We start from the raw sequence: 14597 nt of genomic DNA on the forward strand, positions 1-14597 counted from the left end.
ATACTGCGCCAACACCAGGGAAATCGTGGCTGCGCCTGATTTTTATGGGTTGTTTTCGCATGGACGCCGCCTGAAAATTGAGGCCGCACGCAGATAAGATAGCAAATCTTAAATAGTTTGTTACATGAATCAGTGAAATGTGTGAAGCATAGCGTTTTAATCAGAATTTTTAATGTGCTTCAGCGAGTTGCATAGAAGGATCGTCAGAATGAAAAAGATTGGTGTCGTGCTGAGCGGATGTGGTGTTTACGATGGTTCAGAGATACATGAAACCGTATTAACGCTGCTGGCATTATCGCGCCAGGGGGCAGACGTTATCTGCTTCGCCCCGGATAAAACCCAGGCAGACGTGATTAATCATCTCACCGGCGAGCCAATGGCGGAAAGCCGTAACGTGCTGATTGAAGCGGCGCGTATTGTGCGCGGCGATATTCACCCGCTGGCACAGGCCGATGCCGCTGAGCTTGATGCGCTCATCGTGCCGGGCGGTTTTGGCGCGGCGAAAAACCTTAGCACGTTTGCAACGGAAGGCACGGCGTGTCATGTCGATCCCGATTTGAAAGCGCTATCGCTGGCGATGCATGCGGCAGGTAAGCCGCAGGGCTTTATCTGCATTGCGCCGACCATGCTGCCGAAAATTTTTGATTTCCCGCTGCGGCTCACGATCGGAACCGACATTGATACCGCTGAGATTGTCGAGGATATGGGCGGCGAACACGTGCCATGTCCGGTAGACGACATTGTGGTGGACGAGGACAACAAGATCATCACCACGCCAGCGTATATGCTGGCGCAGAACATCGCCGAGGCTGCCGCAGGCATTGAAAAGCTGGTGGACAGAGTGCTGGTCCTGACCGAATGAGTCGTAAATTCTCCCCCGGCGGGTGGTTAAAACGGATCCTGCTGCGTATTATGCTGGTCCTGGCCGTGTTCTGGGGCGGCGGTATTGCGCTGTTCAGCATCCTGCCCGTCCCGTTCTCGGCCGTGATGGCAGAGCGGCAGATTAGCGCCTGGCTCTCTGGGGATTTTGGCTATGTTGCCCATTCTGACTGGGTCAGCATGGATGCAATCTCGCCGTGGATGGGGCTGGCGGTCATTGCGGCAGAAGATCAGAAATTCCCGGAGCACTGGGGCTTTGACGTGGCGGCTATCGAGAAGGCGCTGGATCATAATGAACGTCATGAAAACCGCGTCCGCGGCGCATCGACGCTTTCTCAGCAGACGGTAAAAAACCTGTTCTTATGGGACGGTCGCAGCTGGGTGAGAAAAGGGCTGGAGGCCGGGCTGACGCTGGGCGTCGAGACGGTGTGGAGCAAAAAACGCATTTTAACCGTCTACCTGAATATCGCGGAATTTGGTGACGGCGTATTTGGTGTCGAAGCGGCATCGCAGCGCTATTTTGGCAAGCCCGCCAGCAGGCTGACTATGTCCGAAGCGGCACTGCTTGCCGCCGTGCTGCCGAACCCGCTGCGTTTTAAGGCCAGCGCCCCGTCAGGCTACGTGCGAAGCCGCCAGGCGTGGATTATGCGTCAGATGCGCCAGCTGGGTGGGGAAGGGTTTATGGAGCGAAATAATCTTAGGTAGGGCGGGTAAGCGCAGCGCTACCCGCCGACATGGCGAACGTTAGTCTTCGTCAAACCCGGCGTTGAACAGGGCAATCACTGCCGCCAGCGCTTCTTCTTCCTGCGGGCCGGTGGCTTCAACTTCAATCTGACGGCCTTTGGCAGAATCCAGCATCAGTAGCGCAATCACGCTGTTGGCTTCTGCCTCGGTTCCCTCGTCGTTGCGCAGCAGCACCTCAGCATCAAAACCCTGCATCAGTTCAAACAGCTTCATCGCCGGGCGCGCATGCATGCCCAGCTTGTTGGTGATTTCGACGGTCTGTTTTACGGTCATGTTTTGCGTTTTTCCAGCGTGCGATGACGGGACTGAACGTTCTTCCCGCGTGAGCGGAAGTAATCGGCCAGCTGTTCGGCAATGTAGACCGAACGATGTTTACCGCCGGTACAGCCAATCGCCACCGTCAGGTAGCTGCGATTGTTTGTTTCCAGCATAGGTAACCATAGCTCAAGGTAGCTTCGCGTCTGGTAGATAAAATTGTGTACTTCTGTGTGTCGATCGAGGAACGCTGCCACCGGCTTATCCAGACCGGTCATCGGACGCAGTTTCGGATCCCAGTGTGGGTTCGGCAGGAAACGCACATCAAAAACGTAATCCGCATCGATAGGTATGCCGTGCTTAAAGCCGAAGGATTCAAACACCATCGTCAGTTCGCGCTCGCGCTTGCCGAGTAAGCGCGTACGCAGCATTTCCGCCAGCTCGTGGACGGACATTTCAGAGGTGTCGACAATCAGGTCGGCCCGGGAACGCAGCGGCTCAAGCAGATCGCTCTCTTTATCGATGGCGCTTTCCAGCGAAAGATTTTTACTGGAGAGCGGATGCAAACGACGTGTATCGCTGTAGCGGCGGATCAGCGTGTTGCGGTCAGCATCCAGGAACAAGAGCTGAGGCGAGAAGCATTCCGGCAGGCTGTTCATTGCCTGCTCGAAGATTTCCGGCGATTCCGGCATGTTACGCACGTCAATACTGACGGCGGCAGAGATTTGCCTGTCCGCCAGCGTCCGCGCCAGATCGGGTAACAACACTACCGGCAGGTTATCTACACAGTAAAATCCCATGTCTTCCAGCGCGCGCAGGGCCACGGACTTCCCGGACCCCGAACGACCGCTGACGATCATCAGCACCATGTTCCGTTTCTCCTCAGGGCAGCCGTTCTGAAGGCCCTTTCCCGATTATGCCTCATCCTGATTGCCTTCTGCTTCAGTGATAATTTGATAAAGCTCTTCATCACTTTGGGCTGAGCGCAGTCGACGACAAATGGTTTTATCCGCCAGACGTTTGGCAACCAGCGACAGCGTGTGCAGGTGGGTTTTGGTCTGATCGGCAGGAACCAGCAGCGCGAAAAGCAGATCCACAGGCTGGTTATCGATGGCGTCAAAAGCGATAGGCGTTTCCAGTTGCACAAACACCCCCACGGCACGCAGCGTATCTTCTTCCAGCTTGCCATGCGGGATCGCAATGCCATTGCCGATGCCGGTACTGCCCATTTTTTCACGGGTCAGAATGGCTTCAAACACGATCTGCGGCGGCAGACCCAGCTGTTTTGCGGCCAGCTCACTGATGATTTCCAGCGCACGTTTTTTGCTCTGGCAGTGAACGCCACTGCGGGTACAATCCTGGTTAAGGACATTGCTCAGTTGAAGAGCGGAATCGTTGTTTATCATAATTTCACCTAAGCGCTAACTGTACAAATGGCCTGTTGTGTTTCACAACAGGCCGTCCTGCACCCGTTAACTGCCCGGACAATTAGTGTTGTTTCAGTTTATCTTTATGTTTATTGAGCTGTCTCGCAAGCTTATCAATCAAGCCGTCGATAGCCGCGTACATGTCTTGCCCTTCCGCACTGGCATGGAGTTCCCCTCCGTTGACGTGCAGGGTCGCATCCGAGATATGCGTCACTTTCTCCACTTTCAACACAACATAGACCTGGTTGATCCTCTCGAAATACTGCTCGAGTTTCGCAAACTTAGTGTTTACAAAATCGCGTAAAGCCTCAGTAATCTCGACGTTATGTCCGGTGATATTGAGCTGCATAGTGTCTTCCTTATCGGTTGTGTCAAACCAGTTGTTTACGCTGGTTAGACGGCGGAATGGATAAAGACTCTCGATACTTCGCGACAGTACGACGTGCCACCATAATACCCTGATCGGACAGCATGGTGGTTAACTTACTGTCACTGAGTGGCTTCGCGGGGTTCTCCGCGGCGATCAACTTCTTCACCAGGGCGCGAATAGCCGTTGACGAGGCTTCGCCGCCGCCTTCGGTGTTCACGTGGCTGGAGAAGAAATACTTAAGCTCAAAAATACCGCGTGGGCTGTGCAGATACTTCTGCGTGGTCACGCGGGAAATGGTTGATTCATGCATCTCGACGGCCTGGGCGATGTCCGCCAGCACCATCGGTTTCATAAACTCTTCGCCCTGCTCAAAGAACGCCTGCTGCTGTTCGACAATACAGCGGCTGACGCGCAGCAGCGTGTCATTACGGCTCTCCAGGCTCTTGATCAACCAGCGTGCTTCCTGAAGGTTGCTGCGAATGTATTGATTATCAGCGTCGTTACGTGCGCTGGTGCACATGGAGGCGTATTGCTGGTTGATTTGCAGGCGAGGAATGCTGTCGGCGTTCAGTTCAACGACCCACCGGCCATTGTGTTTTCTCACCAGCACATCAGGAATGACATATTCCGGTTCGCTGGTCTGGATCGACTGCCCCGGACGCGGATCCAGCGACTGGATCAGATTCACCGCTTCCTTCAGCACCTCTTCTTTCAGGCGCGTGACGCGCATCAGGGTGCGGAAGTCGTGATTCGCCAGCAGATCCAGATGATCGCTGATGATGAGCCGGGCTTCGTCAATCCACGGTGTCTCTTTGGCAAACTGCGAAAGCTGGATCAGAAGGCAGTCGCGCAGATCTTTCGCGGCGACGCCAATCGGGTCGAAACGCTGAACGCGTTTCAGGACGGCTTCGATCTCTTCCAGTTCAATCTCGTCATCGCCGATGCTTTCCAGAATCTCGTCCAGCGTCACGGTCAAATAGCCCGTGTCGTCAACGGCATCGACAATCGAGGTGGCAATGGCGCGATCGGTATCGGAGAAAGGGGTCAGCTCTACCTGCCACATCAGGTAGTCCTGAAGCGACTGAGTGGTTTCGCCCTGGTAGACCGGGAGTTCATCATCCTGGTAGTCTGCACGCGTCCCGGAAGGGGTACCCGCGGTGTAGATTTCATCCCAGCTGGCATCCAGCGGCAGTTCGTCCGGCATCTCTTTTTGTTCGAGCGCATCTACGGAGTCTAGCGTTTCTGTGTCCTGCGTCTGCTGGGCGTCTACCTCGTCATGAAGATCGGTTTGCTCCAGGAGCGGATTGCTGTCCAGCGCCTGCTGGAGCTCCTGCTGGAGTTCTAACGTGGACAGCTGCAACAGACGGATTGCCTGCTGTAGCTGCGGCGTCATGGCCAGTTGCTGGCTGAGCCGTAATTGCAAACCTTGCTTCATGTTCAGAGCGTTTTTCTCCGGTTCGGCGTGACTTAACCTCTACCCTATCAGAGTCTGAAGTCTTCCCCAAGGTACACGCGCTTAACATGCTCATCTTCGAGGATTTGCTGCGGCGTACCGTGGGCAATCAGATGGCCCTGGCTCACTATGTAGGCGCGCTCACACACGGCCAGCGTTTCACGAACGTTGTGGTCCGTGATCAGTACGCCAAGCCCGCTATCGCGCAGGTGCTCAATAATACGTTTGATATCGATAACGGAGATGGGGTCAACGCCCGCAAACGGTTCATCCAGCAGGATGAATTTTGGGTTTGCTGCCAGCGCGCGCGCAATCTCAACGCGGCGGCGTTCACCACCGGACAGCGCCTGACCGAGGCTGTCACGCAGATGTTCGATATGAAACTCTTCCATCAGCTCGTTCGCACGGTCAGTGCGCTGCTCGCTGGTCAGATCGTCACGGATCTGGAGCACGGCCATCAGGTTGTCGAACACGCTTAGGCGGCGGAAGATAGACGCTTCCTGCGGCAGATAGCCGATACCACGACGCGCGCGGGCATGCAGCGGCAGCAGGCTGATATCTTCATCATCGATGATAATGTTGCCGGCGTCACGCGGGACAATGCCCACCACCATGTAGAAGGTCGTGGTTTTACCCGCCCCGTTAGGGCCAAGCAAACCCACGATTTCGCCGGAGTTGACGGTCAGACTGACATCTTCGACGACGCGGCGGCCCTTATACGCTTTCGCGAGGTTTTTTGCAGTTAAAGTTGCCATAACGAATTAGTTACTCTTTTTCTTTGCCGGAGCCTGACCGTTGTTCTTGTCCTGCAACTGCGAAGGCACAAGCACGGTCGTGACGCGTTTGCCTTTTTCGCTGGAGGCCTGCATTTTCTGCTCTTTCACCAGATAGGTGATCTTGTCGCCTTTGATATTGCTGTCCAGCTGTTCCAGGTAAGCATTACCGGTCAGGATGACCAGATCCTTCGCCAGTTCATAGTGCATATGCGAGGCATGGCCTTTCACCGGCTTGCCGTTGTCCTGCATCTGGTAGAAGGTGGCCGGATTGCCATAACCATCGATAATCTCTTTGCCCTGCTCGCCGCCCGGACGGGTAACGACCACTTTGTCGGCGTTGATTTTAATGGTGCCCTGGGTCATGACGACGTTGCCGGTAAAGGTGACGACGTTACCCTGCATATCCAGAGACTGGGTATCGGATTCAATATGAATCGGCTGTTCGGTGTCGCCAGTCACAGCAAGCGCGGGAAGACTGGCCGCCAGCAGCGCGCTGGCGATAATAACTTTAAGGCTGAGTTTGTTTGTTTTGAATTTCATAGGAGGTTCTAACCTTTTCAATCAGCTCGGCGTTTTTGCTGCGTAAGTTCCCGCGCATTCTTAAACCGCTGGAATTAAATGTTGTGCCATACAGGGTGACGAGATCCTGCGACGTGACATCCTGGGTGACCAGGTTGATCTGGGCGTTATCCGTCGTAATTTTTCGCAGTTGCGCGTCAGCGGTCAGGGCGTTGACTTCAACGTGACCATACAGGTAAAGCATACGGTCATTTGTCAGTTTTGCCCGGTCAGACTTGATAGACCACGTCGGCACTTTATCCGTATCAAAGGTGGTCATGACCGGTTGGGTAAACCACGAGGTACCGTCATCTGAAAAATATTCTACATGCTGAGCAACGAGGCGATAGTTCAGCGCGCCTTCCGGGCTATAGACCACGGTGTCGCTGTGATCGCTTTTATAGGTCGGGTCGCTCGTGTTAACCACTTCCGCTTGCGTATCATCGCGGTCAGCGAGGTTGACGCCAATCAGTACCAGGGCGACAAGCGCAAGCAGAATGATAACCCAACGTCTGGTTTTACTCATATCGATTGCCCTTTCGCCTCATCAAGCTTGCCCTGCGACAGCAGAAGCAGATCGCAGACTTCACGGACGGCGCCGCGGCCACCGTGAATATGGGTAACGTAATCAGCACGCGGGATCAGCAGCGGGTGCGCGTCAGCCACGGCGATGCTCAGACCCACCTCCGCCATCACTGGCCAGTCGATCAAATCATCCCCGACGTATGCCACATTCTCTGGTGCAATGGCCAGTTTTCCCAGCAGATCCCGGAAAGCTACCATCTTATCAGACTGCCCCTGATAGAGATGGGTAATGCCCAGCGTTTCACACCGATCTTCTACCAGTTTAGCTTTCCGCCCGGTGATGATAGCAACTTCAATACCGGACGTGAGCGCACAGCGGATACCGTAACCGTCGCGAACGTTAAAGGCTTTCAGCTCTTCGCCGTTATTGCCCATATAAATCAGACCGTCGGAGAGCACACCATCCACATCGAGGATCAGCAGGCGGATATTTTCCGCCTTTGCCATCATGTGGGCGCTCACCGGGCCATAACAGGTTGCAAGGGATGCACCCGCATTACTCATTGTCTTATCCTTCATTACACTACGCCAGCGCGCAGCAGATCATGCATATGTACCACACCCAGCAGTTGGTCGCCATCGGCAACCATCACTGAGGTAATATGACGGGACTGCATCAGGTTCAGCACATCTACCGCCAGCGTGCCCGGACGGACGCGGATCCCGCCTGGCGTCATCACATCAGCAATGCCCAGCGTTCGGACATCCACACCCATATCGAATACCCGGCGCAGGTCGCCGTCGGTGAAAATGCCCTGAATCTTCATCAGATCGTCGCAGATAACCGTCATGCCCAGGTTTTTACGGGTGATCTCCAGTAACGCGTCGCGCAAAGAGGCCTCTTTGCTGACGTGCGGGATCTCATCCCCGGTGTGCATAATATCGTTAACCCGCAGCAGCAGTTTGCGCCCGAGCGCGCCGCCGGGGTGAGACAGGGCGAAATCCTCAGGCGTAAAACCGCGGGCTTCCAGCAGCGCAACGGCAAGGGCATCGCCCATCACTAGCGCGGCGGTTGTGCTGGAGGTCGGCGCCAGCCCCAGCGGGCAGGCTTCTTTAGGCACCTTCACGCACAGGTGAATATCCGCCGCACGCGCCATGCTGCTTTCCGGGCGGCTGGTCATGCAAATCAGCGGTACGTGCAGACGCTTTAGCACCGGGATCAACGCCAGGATTTCATTCGATTCCCCGGAGTTGGACAGCGCAATAACCACGTCCTGCGGCGTAACCATGCCGAGGTCACCGTGCGCGGCTTCACCGGGATGAACGAAGAATGACGACGTGCCGGTACTGGCAAAGGTCGCCGCCATTTTGCGTCCGATATGGCCGGATTTGCCCATCCCCATCACCACGACTTTGCCGGCACAGTAGAACATCTTCTCACAGGCCAGACTAAAATCCTGATTAATGTACTGATCTAACTGCGCCAGACCTTCACGTTCAATCTCCAGAACGTCTTTGCCTGCTTTCTGAAAGTCAAAACCCGGCTGCAATTCTATTTGCGACATAATGCGTTTCCGTTTACCCAGAGAGAAGAGGCGAAAGCCAGTACAGCATCGCCAGCCATACGATAAATCCACCCGTCAGCAGCGCGCCTGCGCCTTTGCCGATCTGCTCTTTTCGCCGCCAGCAGAGCAGGGCGAAAATCACGCTGACCAGCAGCATTACACCGTAATCGCGCGTGAAAACCATAGGATTAAACGGCCCCGGCGAGATTAACGCTGGCAGCCCCGTCACGATCGCGATATTGAAAATATTCGAGCCGATGATATTGCCGATGGCGATATCATCTTCCCCTTTACGCGCCCCGGCGATGGCGGTAGCCAGCTCTGGCAGGCTGGTGCCGATGGCGATTACCGTCAGACCGATTGTCAGTTCGCTCATCGCAAACGCGTTCGCCAGCACCGTCGCGTTATCGACCACCATCCGTGTGGCCATTGGCATGATGATCAGCGCGACGCCCAGCCACAGCAGGGCGACGGGTAAGGTCCCTTCCCGGGGCAGCTCGGCGAGATGCTCACGCGTGAGGCTATCGTTGCCCTGTTTTTCCGCCAGACGTGCGATCTTCACGCTGTAAAGCAACCAGATCACGGCCAGGGCGAGCAGGAATATACCGTCACCGACGCTCAGCACCCCGTCATAAAGTACGTAGCCTGCCAGCAGACTGACGACTAACATTAACGGCAATTCCCGGCGCAAAACATCAGAATGCACGCGAAATGGATGCAGTAATGCGGCTAAGCCTAAAATCAGTAAGATATTGACGATGTTAGAGCCAATCGCGGTGCCGATAGCGAGGTCGACCTGCCCATGCAGCGAGGCTGAAACAGAAACGATGATTTCAGGAAGCGATGTGCCTACACTGACCACCGTCATGCCGATAATGATGGGCGGCATGCCAATGAGTCGACAGAGAATGGATGCGGCAAAGACCAAACGGTCAGCACTGTAGACCACCAACAGTAAACCAATTATTAACAGTGCTGTTGCTAAAAGCATCAAAAGTCCTTTCTTCAGGTATACTCGCTGGTCCACTGCGCACGAATGTTGGCGCCAGATGAAGTCTGAGACGTAACGAATTCCTAATTTTGACTTTATGCGCCGGAAAAGTAAAACAAATGCCAGCTTTCGCTAACCCCAATAGTGAATATTCTGTAAAAATGCGGGGTTTAGGGCTGATTTACGCTTCATGCCAGCCGTGAAGCAAGGTAAGTAAGGAACCATAAATGAGCCAAACGATGGCGAATATAGTCGATGTCCGGGGCGTCAGTTTTTCTCGCGGCAACCGGTTAATATTTGATGATATTTCGCTGACCGTGCCGCGCGGTAAAATCACCGCCATCATGGGGCCGTCAGGGATCGGTAAAACCACGTTGCTGCGTCTTATCGGCGGGCAAATCCCCCCTGACAGCGGCGAAATTCTCTTCGACGGCGAAAATGTCCCGGCGATGTCTCGCTCGCGCCTCTACACGGTTCGCAAACGGATGAGCATGCTCTTTCAGTCGGGCGCGCTGTTCACGGATATGAACGTTTTTGACAACGTGGCCTATCCGTTGCGTGAGCACACCCATCTTCCTCCTGAGCTGTTGCACAGTACGGTGATGATGAAGCTTGAAGCCGTGGGGCTGCGGGGGGCTGCGAAACTCATGCCGTCCGAACTCTCGGGTGGGATGGCGCGCCGCGCCGCGCTGGCGCGTGCTATTGCCCTGGAACCCGATTTAATCATGTTCGATGAACCGTTCGTCGGGCAGGACCCCATCACCATGGGCGTGCTGGTGAAGTTAATTTCGGAGCTGAACAGCGCCCTTGGCGTCACCTGCGTGGTGGTTTCCCACGACGTGCCGGAAGTGCTGAGTATCGCTGATTACGCCTATATTGTGGCTGACAAAAAGATCGTCGCCCACGGCAGCGCGCAGGCGTTGCAGGAGAATGGCGATCCACGCGTGCGGCAGTTCCTGGACGGTATCGCAGATGGGCCGGTGCCTTTCCGCTATCCGGCGGGCGACTATCATGACGATTTACTCGGAATAGGGAGTTAAGCCACTCATGCTGTTAAATGCGTTGGCGGGTCTTGGACACCGTTGCCTAAAAACCATCAGTACGTTCGGGCGTGCCGGATTAATGTTGTTCAACGCGCTGGTCGGCAAACCGGAGTTCCGCAAGCATGCGCCGTTACTGGTACGGCAGCTTTATAACGTCGGCGTGCTGTCGATGCTTATCATCATCGTGTCGGGTCTGTTTATTGGCATGGTGCTGGGGTTGCAGGGGTATCTGGTGCTGACAACCTACAGCGCGGAAACCAGCCTTGGCATGCTGGTGGCGCTCTCGCTGCTGCGTGAACTCGGGCCGGTGGTTGCCGCGCTGCTGTTCGCCGGGCGTGCCGGGTCAGCGTTGACGGCGGAAATTGGCCTGATGCGCGCCACCGAGCAGCTCTCCAGTATGGAGATGATGGCAGTCGATCCGCTGCGCCGGGTAATCTCGCCGCGCTTCTGGGCCGGGGTTATCTCCTTGCCGTTACTGACTATCCTCTTTGTGGCGGTAGGTATCTGGGGAGGCGCGCTGGTTGGCGTTAACTGGAAAGGCATTGATGCCGGATTCTTCTGGTCTGCCATGCAGGACGCCATCGATCTGCGGATGGATCTGGTGAACTGTCTGATCAAGAGCGTGGTTTTCGCTGTGACGGTTACCTGGATTGCGTTGTTTAATGGTTACGATGCCATTCCGACGTCGGCGGGCATTAGCCGTGCAACGACGCGTACTGTCGTACATTCGTCGCTGGCCGTTTTAGGTCTGGATTTTGTGCTCACCGCACTGATGTTTGGGAATTGAGTTCATGCAAACGAGAAAAAATGAAATTTGGGTTGGCGTGTTTCTGCTTCTGGCGCTGCTGGCCGCGCTGTTCATCTGCCTGCGAGCGGCGGACATCACCTCTGTTCGCGCCGAGCCGACGTATCGTGTCTACGCGACTTTCGATAACATCGGCGGCCTGAAAGCGCGCTCACCGGTGCGTATTGGTGGCGTCGTTATCGGACGTGTCGCTGACATTACGCTTGATGAGAAAACCTATCTGCCGCGCGTCGCGATGGATATCGAAGAGCGCTATAACCACATTCCGGACACCAGCTCGCTTTCTATCCGCACCTCTGGCCTGCTGGGGGAGCAATATCTGGCCCTTAACGTTGGTTTTGAAGATCCTGAGCTGGGAACGACTATCCTTAAAGACGGTAGCGTAATCCAGGATACCAAGTCAGCGATGGTGCTGGAAGATATGATTGGTCAGTTCCTTTACAACAGTAAAGGGGATGATAAAAAGTCTGACGATGCCCCTGCGCAGAGTGAAGACCACACCAACGTCGAACCGACGCCAGGCGCGACGAATTAATTTCAGGAGAAGTCATTCATGTTTAAACGACTGTTAATGGTTGCCATGCTGGTCATTGCCCCTCTTACCGCGGCGCACGCTGCGGATCAGAGTAACCCGTACAAACTGATGGATGAGGCCGCGAAGAAAACCTTCGACCGTCTTAAAAACGAACAGCCAAAAATCCGTTCTAACCCTGATTATCTGCGTGATGTGGTGGATCAGGAACTGCTGCCGTATGTGCAGATCAAGTATGCGGGCGCACTGGTGCTGGGCCGTTACTACAAAGATGCGACCCCTGCACAGCGCGAGGCTTACTTTGCGGCGTTCCGTGAATACCTGAAACAGGCTTACGGCCAGGCGCTGGCGATGTACCACGGGCAGACCTATCAGATTGCCCCTGAACAGCCGCTGGGCGATGCCACTATCATTCCTATTCGCGTGACGATTATCGATCCAAACGGTCGTCCACCGGTTCGTCTGGACTTCCAGTGGCGTAAAAACAGCCAGACCGGAAACTGGCAGGCGTACGACATGATCGCTGAAGGCGTCAGCATGATCACCACTAAACAGAACGAGTGGAGCGATCTGCTGCGCACTAAAGGCATCGATGGCCTGACGGCTCAGCTTCAGTCCATCTCTCGTCAGAAAATTACCCTGGACGAGAAGAAGTAATGTCACAGCAGCTTAGCTGGGCGCGTGACGGCGAGACGTTGACGCTGACGGGAGAGCTGGATCAGGATCTGCTTAACCCGCTGTGGGACGCTCGCCATAACGCGATGCAGGGCGTGACGCTGATTGATCTCCATGGCGTTACGCGGGTAGATACCGCCGGTATCGCCCTGCTGGCGCACCTGGTGGCCACGGGCAAAAAGCAGGGGAGCAGCGTTACCCTGACGGGGGTAAGCGATAACGTGATTACCCTTGCACAGCTTTACAATTTGCCCGAAGACGTATTACCTCGCTAATTTTTTCAGTACGTTACTTCTGAAAGCCCCGACAGTTTACGCGTCGGGGCTTTTTGCTTGTTTAAGACCGCGCCACTTTGCTCTAAGATGTTGAGCTTGTTTTCACTATCAGATGATGTAGACCCCATGGAAAATAATGAAATCCAGACTGTGCTGATGAATGCACTCTCCCTTCAGGAAGCCCACGTCTCTGGCGATGGCAGTCACTTCCAGGTTATTGCTGTGGGTGAGATGTTCGACGGAATGAGTCGCGTGAAGAAACAGCAGGCTGTGTACGCGCCGCTGATGGAATACATTGCGGATAACCGCATCCACGCCCTGTCGATTAAAGCGTTCACCCCACAGGAGTGGGCACGCGATCGCAAACTAAACGGTTTTTGAGCTGAGGGCGAAACGCCCGCAGCACGGTTGAATTTATAAGAGAGCAAACGATGGATAAATTTCGTGTACAGGGACCTACGCGTCTCCAGGGCGAAGTCACAATTTCTGGCGCTAAAAACGCCGCGCTGCCCATTCTTTTCGCTGCGCTGCTCGCAGAAGAGCCGGTAGAGATCCAGAACGTACCGAAGCTGAAAGATATCGACACGACCATGAAGTTGCTCGGCCAGTTGGGCACCAAAGTGGAGCGTAACGGTTCCGTCTGGATCGATGCCAGCAACGTGAACAACTTCTCAGCGCCGTATGAGCTGGTGAAAACCATGCGTGCTTCCATCTGGGCGCTTGGTCCGCTGGTGGCGCGTTTCGGTCAGGGACAGGTTTCACTGCCGGGCGGATGCGCTATCGGCGCGCGTCCCGTTGACCTGCATATCTTCGGCCTGGAAAAACTCGGCGCGGAGATCAAGCTGGAAGAGGGTTACGTTAAAGCGTCCGTCAATGGTCGTCTGAAAGGCGCGCACATTGTCATGGACAAAGTGAGCGTGGGCGCAACGGTCACCATCATGTCGGCTGCTACGCTGGCAGAAGGCACTACCATCATCGAAAACGCCGCCCGTGAGCCGGAGATCGTGGATACCGCGAACTTCCTGGTCGCGCTGGGGGCGAAGATCAGCGGGCAGGGCACAGACCGTATCACCATCGAAGGCGTTGAACGTCTGGGTGGTGGTGTGTATCGCGTACTGCCAGATCGTATCGAAACCGGTACTTTCCTGGTGGCCGCGGCCATTTCTGGCGGTAAGATTGTCTGCCGTAACGCCCAGCCAGATACCCTGGATGCGGTGCTGGCGAAACTGCGCGATGCGGGTGCGGACATTGAAATCGGTGAAGACTGGATCAGCCTCGATATGCACGGGCAGCGTCCTAAAGCCGTTAACGTGCGTACTGCGCCACATCCGGCATTCCCGACGGATATGCAGGCACAGTTCACGCTGTTGAACCTGGTGGCCGAAGGCACGGGCTTCATCACGGAAACCATCTTCGAAAACCGTTTCATGCACGTACCGGAACTGATCCGTATGGGTGCGCATGCTGAGATTGAAAGCAACACGGTAATTTGCCACGGCGTTGAAAAACTGTCCGGTGCGCAGGTGATGGCGACCGATCTGCGCGCGTCTGCGAGCCTCGTATTGGCAGGTTGTATTGCGGAAGGGACTACCGTTGTCGATCGTATCTACCACATCGATCGTGGATACGAGCGTATTGAGGACAAACTGCGCGCGCTGGGTGCAAATATCGAGCGTGTGAAGGGCGAGTAATCGTTCCGGCACCCCCCTGCCATAACAGGCCGG

General features: G+C 55.2%; 20 protein-coding genes. 9 read left to right on the forward strand and 11 right to left on the reverse strand.

The window, feature by feature from the left end:
- Positions 1 to 208 precede the first annotated feature (208 nt).
- Both elbB and mtgA read left to right on the forward strand, forming a co-directional pair.
- On the forward strand, positions 209 to 862 hold the full coding sequence (gene elbB, locus SK58_RS04630; RefSeq protein ID WP_048219438.1) for an isoprenoid biosynthesis glyoxalase ElbB: 654 nt from the start codon (positions 209 to 211) through the stop codon (positions 860 to 862).
- Positions 859 to 1584: a monofunctional biosynthetic peptidoglycan transglycosylase gene (gene mtgA, locus SK58_RS04635; protein WP_045348099.1), complete on the forward strand. Its 726-nt coding sequence runs from the start codon at positions 859 to 861 to the stop codon at positions 1582 to 1584. The genes elbB and mtgA overlap by 4 nt, the downstream gene beginning before the upstream one ends.
- Before the next feature lie 39 nt (positions 1585 to 1623).
- On the opposite strand, the gene npr is transcribed toward mtgA, so the two are convergent.
- From npr to SK58_RS04690, 11 genes are all read right to left on the reverse strand, one after another.
- A complete protein-coding gene (gene npr / locus SK58_RS04640) occupies positions 1624 to 1896 on the reverse strand; it encodes a PTS phosphocarrier protein NPr (RefSeq protein ID WP_003861872.1) in 273 nt (90 codons plus the stop codon).
- Positions 1893 to 2747 carry an RNase adapter RapZ gene (gene rapZ, locus SK58_RS04645; RefSeq protein ID WP_003861870.1) on the reverse strand — a complete coding sequence of 285 codons (855 nt, stop codon included), beginning with the start codon at positions 2745 to 2747 and terminating at the stop codon, positions 1893 to 1895. The genes npr and rapZ overlap by 4 nt, the downstream gene beginning before the upstream one ends.
- A 45-nt stretch (positions 2748 to 2792) precedes the next feature.
- Positions 2793 to 3284: a PTS IIA-like nitrogen regulatory protein PtsN gene (ptsN, locus tag SK58_RS04650; protein ID WP_003861869.1), complete on the reverse strand. Its 492-nt coding sequence runs from the start codon at positions 3282 to 3284 to the stop codon at positions 2793 to 2795.
- Positions 3285 to 3366: 82 nt separating this feature from the next.
- The gene (hpf, locus tag SK58_RS04655; RefSeq protein WP_003861866.1) at positions 3367 to 3654 is read right to left on the reverse strand and encodes a ribosome hibernation promoting factor; all 288 of its coding nucleotides are present in this window, start codon (positions 3652 to 3654) and stop codon (positions 3367 to 3369) included.
- 22 nt (positions 3655 to 3676) lie between these two features.
- The gene (gene rpoN / locus SK58_RS04660) at positions 3677 to 5110 is read right to left on the reverse strand and encodes an RNA polymerase factor sigma-54 (RefSeq protein WP_003861864.1); all 1434 of its coding nucleotides are present in this window, start codon (positions 5108 to 5110) and stop codon (positions 3677 to 3679) included.
- 47 nt (positions 5111 to 5157) lie between these two features.
- Positions 5158 to 5883, reverse strand: coding sequence for an LPS export ABC transporter ATP-binding protein (gene lptB / locus SK58_RS04665; RefSeq protein WP_003861862.1), 726 nt, complete (start codon positions 5881 to 5883; stop codon positions 5158 to 5160).
- A gap of 6 nt (positions 5884 to 5889) precedes the next feature.
- Complete coding sequence (lptA, locus tag SK58_RS04670; RefSeq protein ID WP_017693908.1) at positions 5890 to 6444, reverse strand: lipopolysaccharide ABC transporter substrate-binding protein LptA; 555 nt, start codon at positions 6442 to 6444, stop codon at positions 5890 to 5892.
- Positions 6413 to 6988 (reverse strand): LPS export ABC transporter periplasmic protein LptC, encoded by a 576-nt coding sequence (lptC, locus tag SK58_RS04675; protein WP_015571983.1) that lies wholly within the window; start codon positions 6986 to 6988, stop codon positions 6413 to 6415. Before lptC ends, lptA begins: the two co-directional genes overlap by 32 nt.
- Positions 6985 to 7551: a 3-deoxy-manno-octulosonate-8-phosphatase KdsC gene (gene kdsC / locus SK58_RS04680; RefSeq protein WP_017693909.1), complete on the reverse strand. Its 567-nt coding sequence runs from the start codon at positions 7549 to 7551 to the stop codon at positions 6985 to 6987. Before kdsC ends, lptC begins: the two co-directional genes overlap by 4 nt.
- A gap of 14 nt (positions 7552 to 7565) precedes the next feature.
- Positions 7566 to 8552, reverse strand: coding sequence for an arabinose-5-phosphate isomerase KdsD (gene kdsD / locus SK58_RS04685; RefSeq protein ID WP_003861853.1), 987 nt, complete (start codon positions 8550 to 8552; stop codon positions 7566 to 7568).
- Positions 8553 to 8565: 13 nt separating this feature from the next.
- Positions 8566 to 9543 carry a calcium/sodium antiporter gene (locus tag SK58_RS04690; RefSeq protein ID WP_003861852.1) on the reverse strand — a complete coding sequence of 326 codons (978 nt, stop codon included), beginning with the start codon at positions 9541 to 9543 and terminating at the stop codon, positions 8566 to 8568.
- A gap of 227 nt (positions 9544 to 9770) precedes the next feature.
- Here SK58_RS04690 and mlaF point away from each other — a divergent pair, with 227 nt between their 5' ends.
- The 7 genes from mlaF (at position 9771) to murA (ending at position 14564) form a co-directional block, all read left to right on the forward strand.
- Positions 9771 to 10583 carry a phospholipid ABC transporter ATP-binding protein MlaF gene (gene mlaF / locus SK58_RS04695; protein WP_017382730.1) on the forward strand — a complete coding sequence of 271 codons (813 nt, stop codon included), beginning with the start codon at positions 9771 to 9773 and terminating at the stop codon, positions 10581 to 10583.
- Positions 10584 to 10590: 7 nt separating this feature from the next.
- Positions 10591 to 11373, forward strand: a complete 783-nt coding sequence (gene mlaE / locus SK58_RS04700) for a lipid asymmetry maintenance ABC transporter permease subunit MlaE (RefSeq protein WP_048219440.1) — start codon at positions 10591 to 10593, stop codon at positions 11371 to 11373.
- Between the two features lie 4 nt (positions 11374 to 11377).
- Entirely contained in the window at positions 11378 to 11926 is a 549-nt protein-coding gene (gene mlaD, locus SK58_RS04705) for an outer membrane lipid asymmetry maintenance protein MlaD (protein ID WP_006812131.1), read from the forward strand.
- Positions 11927 to 11944: 18 nt separating this feature from the next.
- Entirely contained in the window at positions 11945 to 12580 is a 636-nt protein-coding gene (mlaC, locus tag SK58_RS04710) for a phospholipid-binding protein MlaC (protein WP_006812130.1), read from the forward strand.
- Positions 12580 to 12873: a lipid asymmetry maintenance protein MlaB gene (gene mlaB / locus SK58_RS04715; protein ID WP_003861843.1), complete on the forward strand. Its 294-nt coding sequence runs from the start codon at positions 12580 to 12582 to the stop codon at positions 12871 to 12873. The genes mlaC and mlaB overlap by 1 nt, the downstream gene beginning before the upstream one ends.
- A gap of 126 nt (positions 12874 to 12999) precedes the next feature.
- On the forward strand, positions 13000 to 13254 hold the full coding sequence (gene ibaG, locus SK58_RS04720; RefSeq protein WP_003861840.1) for a BolA family iron metabolism protein IbaG: 255 nt from the start codon (positions 13000 to 13002) through the stop codon (positions 13252 to 13254).
- Between the two features lie 50 nt (positions 13255 to 13304).
- Positions 13305 to 14564, forward strand: coding sequence for a UDP-N-acetylglucosamine 1-carboxyvinyltransferase (gene murA, locus SK58_RS04725; RefSeq protein WP_006812128.1), 1260 nt, complete (start codon positions 13305 to 13307; stop codon positions 14562 to 14564).
- Positions 14565 to 14597 lie beyond the last annotated feature (33 nt).

It is taken from the genome of Enterobacter sp. BIDMC93, from assembly GCF_001037805.1.
Classification (GTDB): Bacteria; Pseudomonadota; Gammaproteobacteria; order Enterobacterales; family Enterobacteriaceae; genus Enterobacter; species Enterobacter hormaechei_C.